The organism is Caproiciproducens galactitolivorans, from assembly GCF_029266045.1.
Lineage (GTDB): Bacteria > Bacillota > Clostridia > Oscillospirales > Acutalibacteraceae > Caproiciproducens > Caproiciproducens galactitolivorans.
The window spans coordinates 373324-387970 of sequence record NZ_JAJUFJ010000001.1 but is presented as its reverse complement, the minus strand read 5'-3'; the positions used below and the strand labels follow the sequence as shown (position 1 = coordinate 387970).

The following is a 14647-nucleotide window of genomic DNA, read 5'->3' as shown; positions in this document are numbered from 1 at the left end:
CGGTGCAATTTTCTATGTGCTATCCTGCGCTTTCATACTATTCGTCAATGCTTTTTTCGGGTTCCGTCACAGAGGAATCCGACTGAATCGCTTTTTCATAGTATTTATCAAGAATCACGTCGTCCACACGATCGAGTTCTTCACGCGGCAGCGTGGAAAGAAGCTTCCAGCCCAAATCCAAACTTTGTTCGATGGAACGGTTTTCATTAAAGCCCTGTGCTACAAACTGGGATTCAAACCGTTTACCGAATTCAATGTATTTTTTATCGACAGGGGAGAGCTCTTCTTCACCGATAACAGAGGCGAGCGAACGGGCGTCCATTACTTTCGCATAAGATGCGAAAAGCTGATTGGAAAGCGCCGGATGGTCTTCACGCGTAAAGCCTTCGCCGATGCCGTCCTTCATCAGACGGGAAAGGGAAGGAAGGACGGAAACCGGCGGATAAACACCGGAATTGTCCAGAACGCGGTCAAGCACGATCTGTCCTTCGGTAATGTATCCGGTCAAATCCGGTACCGGATGGGTAACGTCGTCGTTCGGCATTGTGAGAATTGGGATTTGGGTTACAGACCCTTTTTTGCCGCGCACCATGCCCGCGCGTTCGTAAAGGGAGGCAAGGTCGGAATACAGGTAGCCCGGGAATCCCTTTCTGCCCGGAATTTCGCCTTTGGAAGAACTGAACTCACGCAGCGCTTCCGCATAGGAGGTCATATCCGTCATAATGACGAGGATATGCATATCCAGCTCAAAGGCAAGGTATTCGGCAACCGTCAGCGCGCAGCGCGGGGTCAGAATTCTTTCAATAATCGGATCGTTAGCAAGGTTCAGGAACATAACAACCCTTTGCAGAACACCGGATTCCTCGAAAGAACGCCGGAAGTATTCGGCAACGTCGTTTTTAACGCCCATTGCGGCAAAGACAATTGCAAAATTATTGCCGCTGTTGTCGCTGATCTTTGCCTGCCTTGCAATCTGAACGGCAAGCTCGTTATGCTTCATACCGGAGCCGGAGAAAATGGGGAGTTTCTGCCCGCGAATCAGCGTCATCAACGTATCGATGGTTGAAATGCCGGTATTGATGTAGTTTTTCGGATATTCACGGGATACCGGGTTAATCGGCGTTCCGTTAATATCTGCCTTCTTCACCGGAAAAATGTTTCCCAGCCCGTCAATCGGCCGGCCCGCACCGTCGAATACGCGGCCGAGAATTTCCGGGGAAAGCGGCATTTGCATTGGGTGGCCTTTCAGCCTGGTGCGCGTGTTGTCCAGCGAAATGCCGCGCGTACCTTCAAATACCTGAATGACTGCCCGCTTACCGTCCAACTGAACGATTCTGCCCTGGCGCATAGTGCCGTTTTCCAGACGGATATCGACAACCTCTTCAAACGACGCGTTTTCAACGTTGTCCAGCACAATCAGCGAACCGTTTATTTCCTTTAGACCAATGTAATCAAGAATCATGGTGTAACCACCTTCTTAGGTAAAATTAGTATCCGTCCGAATCAGGATTCGAGAATGGCGGACAGAGCCTCATCAATTTCGTTGATGTAATTATCGAATATTTCTAGTTTATTGTTGGGAATATCATACTTCATTTTCACTATTTTATCGAACAACCCGGTCTGTTTAATCACCGAAATCGGAACGGAAGCGGTTACAAGCTGCTTCGATTTCTTATAAAGATGAAGGATAACTTCCATCATCCGCTTTTGCTTTTCAAGCGGCACATAGGTGTCTTCCGCATGGAATGCGTTCTGCTGCAGGAAACCGACGCGGATAAGACGCGCAATTTCAATGATCAGCTTCTGATCGTCCGGTAGAACATCCGAACCAATCAGCTTTACGATTTCCATTAACTGGCTTTCTTCCTGTAAGATGCGGTTAACCTGTACGCGGTATTTTAAAAATTCTTTGCCAAGGTTTTTTTCGTACCATGGGTCAAGATCGCTAAAATACTCGCTGTAGCTTTGCGTCCAGTTGATTGCCGGGTAATGTCTCGCGTAAGCGAGGGCTTTGTCCAGCGCCCAGAAACAGCGGGTAAAACGCTTGGTGTTCTGCGTAACCGGTTCGGAAAAGTCCGAACCCTGCGGGGAAACGGCGCCGATTATCGTAATGGATCCGTCTGTGTTATTCAGATTCTTTACCATTCCTGCGCGCTCGTAAAATTCAGATAAGCGGCTTGGCAGATAGGCAGGGAAGCCTTCTTCCGCCGGCATTTCTTCCAAGCGGCCGGAAATTTCACGTAGTGCTTCTGCCCAGCGGGACGTAGAGTCCGCCATAATGGCAACATGGTAACCCATATCGCGATAATATTCGGCAAGCGTAATGCCGGTGTAAATAGAAGCTTCGCGCGCCGCAACCGGCATGTTGCTCGTATTTGCGATCAAAACGGTACGGTCGGTCATCGGCCTGCCCGATTTCGGATCCATCAGCTCCGAAAATTCGTCCAAAACCTGACACATTTCGTTGCCGCGTTCGCCGCAGCCGACGTAAATGATGATATCGGCGTCGCACCATTTCGCAAGCTGGTGCTGCGTCATGGTTTTTCCCGTGCCGAAACCGCCCGGAATCGCCGCTGTGCCGCCCTTGGAAATGGGGAACAGGGTGTCAATTACACGCTGACCGGTTATGAGCGGAACTTTTGTCTGGAGCCGCTCGGACACCGGGCGCGGCGTACGGATCGGCCATTTCTGACAAAGAGTGAGCTTGTGTATTTCACCGTGCTGATCCTCCAGCTCAAGGATGGTATCGTTTACCTTATACTTCCCGTTCCCAACGACTTTCTTTACGATGCCGGAAAGCAGGGGAGGAACCATGCATTTATGTGTTATGATGGTTGTTTCCGGGCACTCGGCGTAAATATCGCCGCCCTTAAGCTGGTCGCCTTCGTGCACCTTGATAGTTACATCCCAAAGGCGTTTTTCGTCCAGCGCGGAAACGTTGCTGCCGCGCGCGATGAACGCACCGGATTGCTCCGCAACTCTTTTGAGCGGCCGCTCGATTCCATCGAATATATTATCGATGATTCCAGGACCTAAAGTTACGTTCATAGGGCTCCCAGTACCGTAGATCGGTTCGCCGGGCCGCAGCCCGGTCGTTTCTTCGTAAACCTGGATGGTAATAAATTGGTCCGTAATACCGATGACTTCACCGACAAGGCGTTCATTGCCGACATAAACCATCTCCATCATCGAGAAGCTGCGTGAGTTTTTAACGGTTACAACGGAACCATTAATGCCGTATATAATATTCTGATTCTCCATCTTCTTCATCTCCGATATCACTAGGTATAGGTCAGACTACGGCCAAGCCTGAGTTTTCCTCAAACCACTCACGCTGATCCTCTAACTGGGCGTCGAGCGTTTCGTCCGCTGCAATACCCATCCCAGAGTTATAGGCAAGAATGCCGCCGATATGGATATCGTCGCTGATCCTAAATTCGCAGTCGTTTCCAAAAGCTTTTTGAATCAGCTCTTTGTACTGCTCATCCTCTTTACGGATACACAATACAGTACCCGGTTTACGGAAGGTCTTCGACAATATCTTTGCTTTCTTAACCAGCAAATCCTCGTAGCCTTTTTCCTTTGTAAATTCGGAAAGTGCTTTTTTCGCCCGTTCGAACACCTCGTCCGCAATTTTTCTGCGTTTTGAAAGAAGCTCTTTTCGAACGTTCATTTCCCGCTGCGCCATTTCCTGAGCAATGCCGTTTCGCATCTCGGCCATTTCTTTTTGGATCAGCCGGTAAGCTTCGGTTAATACGTCAACCTCCGCTTCTTCAAGCTCTTTCTTCTTAAATGCTTCTATTTCTTGTTCGATTTTTTTACGCTGTTCTTCAGCATAGTGATTGATTGCTACATAAAATTTGTTTATTTTATCATCGTTGACAGCCATAACAACCCCCCGTTTCGCCGTCAAGCGGCTTAAATATTCAGCCCGATTGCCTCGCGGACATAACGGGTAATCGAATCCTTTGTACGGCCGTTGCCGTGTCTGTCCGGAATTTCCAGGATAAGCGGGCGCTTTTGGTTGAGCTTCAGGTCATAAACCATGTCCGGGCAAAGGGAGATCAGGGTTTCGGTCATCAGAATAACCGCTACGTCCTCCATCGCCATTGCCTCTTTCAAGGCTTTCTGCACTTCGGCGGCTTCATGCACGACAACGCCTTCAATACCCGCCAAGCGAAGCCCAACCTGCGTATCCACATTGTCGCTGATTAGATAAAAGCGCATAAAACATGCACCTCTGCTTTCAATGGGTTAAATCTTGTTCAGGATAAGAATAGAAATCAATAGTCCGTACAATGCGATACCTTCGCCCAAAGCAACGAAAATCAAAGCTTTACCGAAAACCTTCGGTTCTTCGCTTGTTGCACCGATAGCCGCAGGAGCAGCCGCCGCAACAGCGATTGCACCGCCTATACCGGAAATTGCCGTAACGGCCGCGGCGGCGATTAAGCCAAGGCCTTTACCGGAATCAGAAGCAGGAGCTTCTTGAGACTGGGAAGTAGGTGCTGTTGCGTTTGCATCAGTTCCGGTTGCTGCGGAAGCGACGACAGGAACCGCAAACGTAAGAAGGCAAACGGCCAGGAAAGCGAAGATCTGCGTAGCTGCGGCTTTGCTAGGCTTTTTTCCATCTTTAACGGAACGGATTGAAAAAACAACAGATGCTACTAAGAAAATTACCGGTAAACAAATTAATACTTTAGTCATAATACTTCCTCCAACTATTTATTAAAATAGAATTTTAGTCGTAAAAAACATTACTGCTCTTTACGAACAACAACTGGGTTAAACGGACGGCCTCCGCCGTCGAAAAAGCGGCTGAACATCTCATAAAATTCAAGCCTTAAAACCTGAATGCCGACGAGCAGGCCCTCCAGCGCCATTACAAACGCATTGCCGATTACGACAATAAGGAGGTAGCCAATGCCGCTGGACATTTCAGCAAGTGTAAAGACAACCAGCATCATGCCGGCATGAACCAAAACAAAGGCGCCCACACGCAGGAAACTCATCGTATTGGTGGCGTAACTCAACATGAATTCGAATAGTTCAAAGAAATTCTGCATAATGTAATCGCCCCATGCTTTTGGTTTCCAGTCGGGCTTGCGCTTGAGCAAATCCCCCAATATATCGCGGAAAAACATAAAGATGATGGGAACAATAAGGAAGAAAATAATAAAGGCTCGATTTACAATCTGCCTGCCAAACGTAATTTGCCCGCCAAAGCCGACAACCAGCGAGGAATAGAAAATTAATCCTGCAAGGCCGCTTGGCCCGAAAAATGCGTTTCCGTAGTCCTTCCTTTTTAAAGAGGAATAAATATTGACCAGCATCGCAAGGATTACCAGTAAAATGCCGATTCCAACAGCCGAGTATACAATCATGCTGGTGGTTTCGGGTTTCAAAACTTCAACCGGCTTTTCTTCAAATCCAATCGCTCTATATAAAGGATCCAGCGCATGTTCGAATCCGAAAACCGAGCCGAATATGATCCCGAAAATGCCGGCGGAAATACCGCAGGCAACCATAACCTTGCCGAGCTTCATTTTCTTTTTTTTCCACATCAGCCAGCCGATGAGCGAGACACAAAGCCCCTGTCCAAGATCCCCGAACATGATGCCAAAGAGCAGAAAGTAAGTGATGGCAACAAAAGCGGTGGGGTCAACCTCGTCGTAACACGGGAGCCCGTACAAATCAACGAAGAATTCGAAGGGGCGGAAGATGCTCTTGTTTTGCAGCTTTACGGGCGGTGAATGGATTAATTCATCTTCGCCGCCGTCAAAGGTGTAAGCAAGGGACTCCACCTTATCAAGTTCTTTCTGAAAGTCCTCCTCTTTGTCCGCCGGAATCCAGCCGGTAAGGATAAAACTGTCATTATACCTTGCGGCATACCGCCGGATATCGAAGTAAACGGAGCGCTCGGTCAGCCAGGAATAAATCTTTTGGCACATAGGCAATTCTTTTTTCCAGAGCTTTTCAAAGCGCTTTTCCGTGTCTTTTAGCTGCTTGACCGCAGCATCACGCTGCGCCTGCAGCGATGCAAGTTCCGATTCGGGGCTGCCGGTCAGCTCGGTTAACTGCGTCCTTTCAAAATAAAGACTTGAGAAAATTCTATCCACTTCCGTTATGTTTTCAATTGGGGAGAAGTACACGCCCCAATATCGCAGGTCGTCGCTTGTGGACGGGAAAAATACAATGTATGGATTCTGTTTGTAAGAATTCAGCTTCTCATAGCTTTCTTTTGGAAGAGAGCCGAAGCGAACGCGTATATATTTACAGGCGTGAATTTCGCTGAGATCTAAATCCAGACCGACAAAGTGGCTGATTTTATCGATTTCAACGGACAATTCACGGATTTTATCTTGCGCTTCTTCGCGTTCTTTCTGCAACTGACTGATCGAAGCGGATAGGGAATCCACATAGGCAAACATATCCTCCGGACTCATCGTTATTTTTTCGACTTCCTCCGAACTTAACAAATCCATTTTATAATGAAAACTTGCCAGAACATCGGATAACTGCTGCAAGGGTTCGGCATAAGGATTTTCTTCATTTATCAGAGGAGAAAACTCCGATGTATCCGAGAAAAAGGACAATGCGTTGTCCGGATGGAAATAACAGGATTTCCCGCATAGCATGGTAGCCCGATCCAAGTCAGCCATTAATCCGAACATACTTACTACTTTAACTTTTATAACAGCCAAATATTAATCACCCCTTTCCTTATAATTGTATATGATCAGCAGTTTTATAATCTCGTCAGGAGGTAATTTGTATCTGATCCCCTCTATGATTGTGATAATATCCATAAGCTCAATCTGCATAAGGAAAGTGTAAGACATTAATACAACGGAAGGATGCGTGGAATACCGTATGTTGTGGCGGCTTATGCTATATTTTGCAAATTTTGGTATTTCATCCACATAAGAATGTTTAACTTTTAAAAATCGCTTACCAATGGATGTCTTTTCCATGATTTCTGTGATTTCTTCTAAGCTGTTCGCCGCTAGCATGTCAGAGTAGAACTTTCTGTCGACATTTCCGAAAGGCAAAAGCGAACTGCGAATAAAATCAGGGCTTGCGTTATAAGATACCTTCAATCGTACGATTCGGGCATAGTTGGTCAAATCGATATACGTTGTGAAAATTTCATAAAGCTGTTTGCGGGTTTCGAAATGCGTGTGCTTATTAATAATATCGAATACTTGTTTATACAGGTACGTGTAAAGCACGTTTTCGATACCGGTATAGTTTAGGGGGGTGCCGGCGACAGGCCGGAATCCCTCCAGCAGTTTCCGGTACGGGGTTTTGTCCAAAGCATTCAGCAGATCGTCGAAATTTTCAATTTGACTCAGCGCCGCAAGATCCAGTTGCGTATGCCTTGTAATATACATCGGAAGGTTGAAATCCCCCGGCGTATCGGTTTGGAGCATGAGCAAACTGTGCAGAATCTGCTCAATTTCACTTTGCTCAATCAGGTACCGTGCGAAATGCTCGCCTACGGTAATTTCATATCGGCACAGGGATGAGTAATCCTCAAGAAGCTTTTGCTTGAGCTTTGCTTCCAGTTGGCCGCGGTGAACACTATTTTCGTCGATACTGACAAGTGCTTTTTTGTATACTGTCCTTGTCTTCAAGTATGAAGCAACCTCGCTTACATTGCGGCAGGCCAGCAGGTCCTTGTAATTTTCCATTGTCAGGCGTCTGCCGTACATTGCGCGCGCTTTTGCCAGAATGACATTGGAAGAGAGGGTGGAAATCATTTCAATCACTCCCTAAAACGCGTTCTACAATTTCCTTCACCCATTTATCGCCGTTTTCGGTATAAAGTTTATCCAGCTTTTGGAAAATGAATTCGTTTTTCTTTTCCTTTTCTTTCCATTCCTTTTCTGCGGCCTCGCGTTCTTTTGGTTCGTTTAAGGCGATACGCCTTCTTGCCCTCTCAAGATACTCATTTCGGATCTGCTCCCGCTTTGCGGCAACTTCTTTTTCGGAGTTGACTTTTTCCATCTGCGCAGCATCGGTAATTTCTCTGGCTTTCCGATCCATGTCGACGATTTGTTTAATTAAGTCTTCCATTGATCCGCACCTCCTTGTAATAAATTAAACAATTTATTTTCTAAATTTTGTTTATTATCGATTGAGTGACACCTATTATAATCCCTTTTGTCGATACTTACAATATGCAATTGTAAGTAATGGCCAAAATTTTTCTCTTAAATATTAGCGATAGTGTTAAAGATCTGTTTAAAAATGAATAAAAGTCATTTTTAATTTTAAAATAACGCGCCCGGCAAAAACTGCCTTGGCGCTATGGATTTTATGGCCTTTGATTCGTGCGGAACGGTTCGCCGAACAAAAGAAACTTATCAAGAAGAATAAAGTTTCCCTTATTATAACGCCTGCTACACGCATTTACAATTGGAATTATGTGCAATGGATAGCAATCTTTTCTTATTATACTTATATAATGTGTTATAAATGTGATTAAATTATGAATAAAAGTCATTTTTTTGATTCGAAAAATATCGCGCCCAAAATCTGGGAAAATTCTGGGCGCGATGAATTTAGTTTTTAAGACTTTGCATTGGCGCCGGAATACGTCCGCCGCGTCGGATGAATTTTAGCGGGGAGTAGCGGTTTACTTCCATAACGGGTCCGCTGCCCAACAAGCCGCCGAAATTCAGCTCGTCGCCAGCTTTTTTGCCAATGGCCGGAATCAGGCGGACCGCGGTCGTTTTGGAATTTACCATACCGATGGCGGCTTCGTCCGCAATAATGGCAGAGATGATTTCCGCCGGCGTATCCCCCGGAACCACAATCATGTCAAGGCCGACCGAGCATACGGCGGTCATTGCCTCCAGCTTTGTGATGCTCAGGGATCCGCATTTTGCGGCGTCGATCATGCCTGCGTCCTCCGTCACCGGGATGAACGCGCCGGAAAGCCCGCCGACGTGGGAAGACGCCATGATGCCGCCTTTTTTTACGGCATCGTTCAGAAGGGCCAAGGCAGCTGTGGTTCCGTGCGCGCCGCAGCTTTCAAGCCCCATTTCTTCCAGAATATGCGCTACCGAGTCGCCGACAGCCGGGGTCGGTGCAAGGGATAAGTCCACAATACCGAAGGGCACAAACAGCCTGCGGGAAGCCTCGCGGGCGACAAGCTGACCCATACGCGTGATTTTAAACGCGGTTTTTTTTACAATATCTGCAACGCTCGTAATGTCGCAGTTGCCCGCTTTCGCAAGGGCAGCGCGCACAACACCCGGGCCGGAAACGCCTACGTTGATGACGCAGTCCGGTTCTCCCGCACCGTGGAATGCGCCCGCCATGAAGGGGTTATCCTCCGGTGCGTTGCAGAACACCACCAATTTGGCAGGGCCAATGCAGTCACGGTCGGCAGTCATTTCGGCAAGCTTGCGCACAATAACGCCCATTTTGGCAACGGCGTCCATATTGATGCCCGCTTTGGTGGTTCCGATGTTCACAGAGGAGCAAACCAGTTCTGTTTCACTCAAAGCTTCCGGAATGCTTTCAATCAATGCATAATCGCCGGGGCCGAATCCCTTATGGACAAGCGCCGAGTACCCTCCAATAAAATTAACGCCGGTGGCCTTTGCGGCGCGGTCAAGGGTTTTTGCAAAATGTACAGGGCTTTTCGTGGGGCAGGCCGCAGCAATCATTGCGATGGGGGTGACGGCGATTCGTTTGTGGATGATCGGAATACCGTATTCCTTACTGATGTCCTCGCCGGTCTTTACCAGATTCCCTGCGTAGCGGCAGATTTTATCGTAAATTTTATCACAGGATTTTCCAATATCCGAATCGACACAGTCAAGAAGGGATATCCCCATTGTAATGGTTCGGACATCCAGGTTTTCGTTGTCGATCATATTGATTGTTTCAAGTATGTCATGAGAATTTACCATTTGCTTCGACCCTTCCGTTATTTTCCGTTATATTATTTTATCATATCCTGTGCATAGAGTTAAAAATGTCCTCATGCATGACATGAACCGTCAGATTCATGTCTTCCCCAATCGCCGTTAATTTATCCGCAAGCTCACTAAATGGAATCGTAGATTTTGATATGTCCACCATCATGATCATAGCAAATAAATCCTGTAAAATGGACTGTGTCACTTCGACGACATTTACTCCGTTGTCCGCGCAGATAGCCGAAACGCGGGCGAGAATACCCACCATATCTTTGCCGATTACCGTGATTACAGCGCGCATATTTTTAACCTCCGTATGAAATTAGAATTGCACAAACTTATTTTGTAATTATGAGGGAAAATATTAACGTTGTCAAGTGTTGAAGCGGCGAGCAGCCGGGCAGAATGGTAAAACTGTTTAAAAATAATCCTACAATGCCTTTTGAAATAATTTAGGATAACATCTATAAATATGCCGCATTATATGCTACTATATAATATTATAAATGGCGGACCGGAGAAAACTTTCACCGGTTTTGCCGGGAGGTATTCTATGAAGTATCCTTTAATATCTGACAGTCATGTTCATTCGGATTCTTCACGCGACGCAAACGACCCGGTCATGATGATGTGCGAAAGCGCGGCAAGGCTCGGCTTTTACTCAATTACCATAACGGATCACTGTGAGTGTAATGTTTACCATTCGGAATTTTACGACAGAAGCACCCGCCAGTCCTATTTTGAAACGCACAAGGCCGCCATGGTTTTTAACAGCCGCCTGCGTGTTTATGCCGGGGTTGAACTGGGACAGGCCGTACAGGATCCGGCCGCCGCAGAGGATATCCTGAACGCATGCGATTTTGATTTTGTTCTGGCTTCCGTACACAATATTCGAAATTTCCCGGACTTTTATGAAGTAGATTACAATCAGGTGGATGTGGATAATGTCCTTAACCGTTATTTCGATGAATTGCTGGAGACCATTGCGTGGGGAAAATTTGATTCCCTTGCTCACCTTACATACCCGTGGCGCTATTTGAATGCGAAGAAAAAACTTCCTATCAATATGTACAAAAAAAGAATCGACGAAGTTTTAAACGCGCTGATTGCAAAGAATAAAGCTTTGGAAGTGAACACTTCCGGCCTGCGCCAGAAATTAGGAACGACCTTGCCCGACTTGCCGATCCTGACCCGTTACCGTGAGCTGGGTGGGAAGCTTATTACCATCGGCTCCGACGCGCACCGCTGGGCGGATGTTGGCGGAGGAATCGAGCAGGGGCTCGGGGATTTATGCAGCGCCGGGTTCCACCATTTTACTGTTTATCAGCACCATGAACCGATCATGCTGCCGATCGAATAAATTAAGTCATTGAGAGGAGTTCTATTATGGATCGCTTATTAAACCTGTTGGACGAAAATGCCCGCCTGTCTACCGAGCAGCTTGCGGTAATGCTTGGGAAAACACCGGATGAGGTTGAAAACGCAATTGCAGAATATGAGAAGCAGGGAGTTATCCGTGGCTACAAGGCGCTGATCAACTGGGAGAAAGTCGATCAAAACAAAGCAAGCGCGCTGATTGAACTGAGGGTATCCCCGAAGCGCGACCGCGGCTTTGATGAGATTGCGGGACGCATTATGCAGTTCGAAGAAGTGGAAAGCGTTTACCTGATGTCCGGTGGTTACGATCTGGCGGTAAAGGTTCACGGGAAAAGCATGCAGGAAATCGCCATGTTTGTTATGCGCCGCCTTTCCACCCTTGACTCCGTCCTTTCAACAGCGACCCATTTTATCCTGACCCGCTATAAAGACGGCGGTATTATCCTTAGCTCTGAGGATGAGAAGGACGAGAGAAGGAGTGTTCTCTGTGATTGATTATCAGTCCATGCTCAACGACGAGGTCAAGAGGATAAAACCGTCCGGCATCCGACGATTTTTTGATATTGCAAATGAAATGGATAATGTTATTTCCCTGTCCATCGGCGAACCGGATTTTTCCACCCCATGGCATGTTCGCCAGGAAGGAATCCGAACGCTGGAGGATGGGAAAACGTGGTATTCCCCGAACCGCGGCTTTATAGAGCTGCGGGAGGAAATCTGCCGTTGGCTGAAACGCCGTTACCATCTTGAATACGAACCGAAAACCGACGTGGTGGTGACGGTTGGCGGCAGCGAGGCAATCGATTTGTGCATCCGCTGCCTGGTAAAGCCGGGGGAAGAGGTGCTGATTCCGGAACCAAGCTTCGTCTGTTACCGGCCCCTTACCGAAATGGCGGAGGGCATCCCCGTAACAATACAGACAAAGCAGGAGGATAAATTCCGTCTGACTGCAAAGGCGCTGCGTGAAAAGATTACGCCGAAATCAAAGCTTTTGATTCTCCCGTTTCCCAATAACCCGACAGGCGCGGTTATGCGCCGGGCGGATTTGGAGCAAATCGCCGAAGTAGTAAAGGAACACAACCTGATGGTACTTTCCGATGAGATCTACAGCGAGCTCACATACGGCGAAACCCGCCATGTTTCGTTTGCTTCGATCGACGGCATGAAGGAGCGCACCATCGTCGTCAACGGCTTTTCCAAAGCCTTTGCCATGACGGGCTGGCGGCTTGGCTATGCGGTTGGCCCCAAGGAGATCATCGGGCAGATGACGAAGCTGCACCAGTACGGTATTATGAGTGCCCCGACCATGGCGCAGTATGCGGCGATTGAAGCAATGAAGAATGGGGACAGCGACATCGATTATATGCGCGAGCAGTACGATATGCGCCGCCGTTTGATTGTTGACGGGCTCAATTCCATGGGGTTAGCCTGTTTTGAGCCGGAGGGGGCATTTTATGTATTTCCCTGCATCAAAAATACGGGCCTGTCCTCCCAAGAGTTTTGTGAGAAGCTGATTTACGCGGAGCATGTTGCGGTTGTTCCTGGCGACGCGTTTGGAGAATGCGGCGAGGGGTACCTTCGTGTGTCCTATTCTTATTCCATTAAACATATTACGGAAGCATTGTCCCGTATTCGGCATTTTCTCAAAACGCTGAATTAAAAAATAATGGAAAGGAAAACACGCCATGCCTGCTTCTGCAAAAGCCTATGCAAAAATTAACTTAGCACTCGATATCACCGGAAAACGCGAGGACGGTTACCACCTTCTTCGCATGGTGATGCAGTCGGTTTCGCTATATGACGAAGTTGAAATTCGAACGGGGGAGGCGGGGCTCCGCGTGGTGTGCAGCCACAGGAGCGTCCCTTGTGATGAAAGCAATGCGGTTTATAAAGCCGCGGCGGCATTTTTTAAACACACCGGGCTTGAGCCGGATGTTGCGATCCGTATTCATAAAACAATCCCTTCACAGGCGGGCTTGGGTGGTGCAAGCGCAGATGCGGCCGCCGTGCTGCGCTTGCTGAATACGCTGAAGGGGACAGCCCTATCCAAAGAAACACTTTGCGCTCTGGGACTTCAGGTCGGCGCAGACGTACCATTTTGCATCGCGGGGGGAACCGCTTTGGCAGAGGGGATCGGGGAAAAGCTGACTCCCCTTACGCCTCTGCCCTCCTGCCGCATTGTGATTTGCAAACCGGCGGTCAGCGTAGATACAACAAGAGCCTATGCGCTGGCGGACGCGGCCGCAAAAACAGGAAGCGGGTATTGCGATGCCGTGCTGGATGCGGTGCGTGCTTCGGATATCCGCGCGGTTGCGGCAAGCCTTGGGAACGAGTTCGAACAGGTAATGCACCTGGCCGAAGTAAAGCATATTAAAGATGCCATGAGGGATTTGGGCGCGCTTGGTGCCTGTATGACGGGCAGCGGTTCTGCTGTCTTCGGCATTTTTACTGATTTGCAGGACGCCGCGCGCTGCAGGGCAAAGCTCCAGGAATATTATTCTGAGGTTTTTTTATGCGAGCCTGTCCATGAAATAACGCTGTAATTCGCGGACAAAAGGGTTCAATCCCCTTATGCTTGTACTGGGGAAATTACCGGAATTGCCCGGGCAATCAAGGAACTTTCCCGGAAATTACGCTGAAATCTGGACGGTGATTGCAATGGAACCCGGCGGGGCTGGGGTATGCTTTACGCTGCCGAATTTGTGAAGCCCGGCCGGTATTGTGTAATGTGAGAGCAAGGGGATTGGAAAGCTTACAATCCCATAAAATAAAAGGGAACCGCATACCCAAACCAGGAGTGCGGTTCTTCTGTAAAACCGGGAGGCTGTACAATGGAGAAATTCCTTTATTCGGATGATAAAAAAGAAATGTACGCACTTTTGAAAAAGCAGTTAAAAGCACTGCTGGAAGGGGAGCACCATGTGCTTCCCAACCTGTCAAACGTGTCCGCGCTGTTAAACGGAGCGCTTCGGAATATCAACTGGGTTGGCTTTTACCTTCGCTACGGAGAAGATCTTTTGCTGGGCCCGTTTCAGGGAAAACCCGCGTGTGTGCATATCGCGCGGGGGAAGGGCGTATGCGGAACAGCCTTCGCCAAAGATGCAACACAGCTTGTAAAGGATGTGCACCAGTTTCCGGGGCATATTGCCTGCGACTGCGCCTCGCGCTCTGAACTTGTCGTTCCGCTGCATCAGGGCGGGAAGGTAATCGGCGTGTTGGATATTGATAGTCCGCTATTAGGCCGCTTTGATGAAACGGACGCTCGTGAACTGGAAGAAATTGCTCGCATACTTGAAAAATCCTGCGATTGGGCAGAATGGCGTTTTGCCTGA

At 48.1% G+C, this 14647-nt stretch carries 15 protein-coding genes; 5 read left to right on the top strand and 10 right to left on the bottom strand.

Annotated elements, in window-relative coordinates:
- Nucleotides 1–37 precede the first annotated feature (37 nt).
- The 10 genes from P9B68_RS01855 to P9B68_RS01810 all read right to left on the bottom strand — a co-directional run bounded on the left by P9B68_RS01855 (nucleotide 38) and on the right by P9B68_RS01810 (nucleotide 10239).
- A complete protein-coding gene (locus P9B68_RS01855) occupies nucleotides 38–1462 on the bottom strand; it encodes a V-type ATP synthase subunit B (protein ID WP_277668351.1) in 1425 nt (474 codons plus the stop codon).
- A gap of 41 nt (nucleotides 1463–1503) precedes the next feature.
- Nucleotides 1504–3264, bottom strand: coding sequence for a V-type ATP synthase subunit A (locus tag P9B68_RS01850; protein ID WP_277668350.1), 1761 nt, complete (start codon nucleotides 3262–3264; stop codon nucleotides 1504–1506).
- 31 nt (nucleotides 3265–3295) lie between these two features.
- Nucleotides 3296–3892, bottom strand: coding sequence for a V-type ATP synthase subunit E (locus tag P9B68_RS01845; protein ID WP_135657137.1), 597 nt, complete (start codon nucleotides 3890–3892; stop codon nucleotides 3296–3298).
- Nucleotides 3893–3921: 29 nt separating this feature from the next.
- Complete coding sequence (locus tag P9B68_RS01840; protein WP_135657139.1) at nucleotides 3922–4230, bottom strand: V-type ATP synthase subunit F; 309 nt, start codon at nucleotides 4228–4230, stop codon at nucleotides 3922–3924.
- Between the two features lie 27 nt (nucleotides 4231–4257).
- Nucleotides 4258–4710: an ATP synthase subunit C gene (locus P9B68_RS01835; protein ID WP_135657141.1), complete on the bottom strand. Its 453-nt coding sequence runs from the start codon at nucleotides 4708–4710 to the stop codon at nucleotides 4258–4260.
- Between the two features lie 50 nt (nucleotides 4711–4760).
- Nucleotides 4761–6707, bottom strand: coding sequence for a V-type ATP synthase subunit I (locus P9B68_RS01830; protein ID WP_135657143.1), 1947 nt, complete (start codon nucleotides 6705–6707; stop codon nucleotides 4761–4763).
- 3 nt (nucleotides 6708–6710) lie between these two features.
- Complete coding sequence (locus P9B68_RS01825) at nucleotides 6711–7766, bottom strand: V0D/AC39 family V-type ATPase subunit (protein WP_135657145.1); 1056 nt, start codon at nucleotides 7764–7766, stop codon at nucleotides 6711–6713.
- 1 nt (nucleotide 7767) lies between these two features.
- Nucleotides 7768–8082 carry a hypothetical protein gene (locus P9B68_RS01820; protein WP_135657147.1) on the bottom strand — a complete coding sequence of 105 codons (315 nt, stop codon included), beginning with the start codon at nucleotides 8080–8082 and terminating at the stop codon, nucleotides 7768–7770.
- A 488-nt stretch (nucleotides 8083–8570) separates the two neighbouring features.
- On the bottom strand, nucleotides 8571–9929 hold the full coding sequence (locus P9B68_RS01815) for a PFL family protein (protein ID WP_135657149.1): 1359 nt from the start codon (nucleotides 9927–9929) through the stop codon (nucleotides 8571–8573).
- A 40-nt stretch (nucleotides 9930–9969) separates the two neighbouring features.
- The gene (locus P9B68_RS01810) at nucleotides 9970–10239 is read right to left on the bottom strand and encodes an ACT domain-containing protein (protein WP_135657151.1); all 270 of its coding nucleotides are present in this window, start codon (nucleotides 10237–10239) and stop codon (nucleotides 9970–9972) included.
- Nucleotides 10240–10491: 252 nt separating this feature from the next.
- Between P9B68_RS01810 and P9B68_RS01805 the strand changes: the two genes are divergently transcribed.
- From P9B68_RS01805 to P9B68_RS01785, 5 genes are all read left to right on the top strand, one after another.
- The gene (locus P9B68_RS01805; protein WP_135657153.1) at nucleotides 10492–11298 is read left to right on the top strand and encodes a histidinol-phosphatase HisJ family protein; all 807 of its coding nucleotides are present in this window, start codon (nucleotides 10492–10494) and stop codon (nucleotides 11296–11298) included.
- A 26-nt stretch (nucleotides 11299–11324) separates the two neighbouring features.
- On the top strand, nucleotides 11325–11810 hold the full coding sequence (locus P9B68_RS01800) for an Lrp/AsnC family transcriptional regulator (protein ID WP_135657155.1): 486 nt from the start codon (nucleotides 11325–11327) through the stop codon (nucleotides 11808–11810).
- Nucleotides 11806–12975 carry an aminotransferase class I/II-fold pyridoxal phosphate-dependent enzyme gene (locus P9B68_RS01795; protein ID WP_407932251.1) on the top strand — a complete coding sequence of 390 codons (1170 nt, stop codon included), beginning with the start codon at nucleotides 11806–11808 and terminating at the stop codon, nucleotides 12973–12975. The genes P9B68_RS01800 and P9B68_RS01795 overlap by 5 nt, the downstream gene beginning before the upstream one ends.
- 25 nt (nucleotides 12976–13000) lie before the next feature.
- On the top strand, nucleotides 13001–13858 hold the full coding sequence (gene ispE / locus P9B68_RS01790; RefSeq protein WP_135657159.1) for a 4-(cytidine 5'-diphospho)-2-C-methyl-D-erythritol kinase: 858 nt from the start codon (nucleotides 13001–13003) through the stop codon (nucleotides 13856–13858).
- 288 nt (nucleotides 13859–14146) lie between these two features.
- A complete protein-coding gene (locus P9B68_RS01785) occupies nucleotides 14147–14647 on the top strand; it encodes a GAF domain-containing protein (RefSeq protein WP_277668349.1) in 501 nt (166 codons plus the stop codon).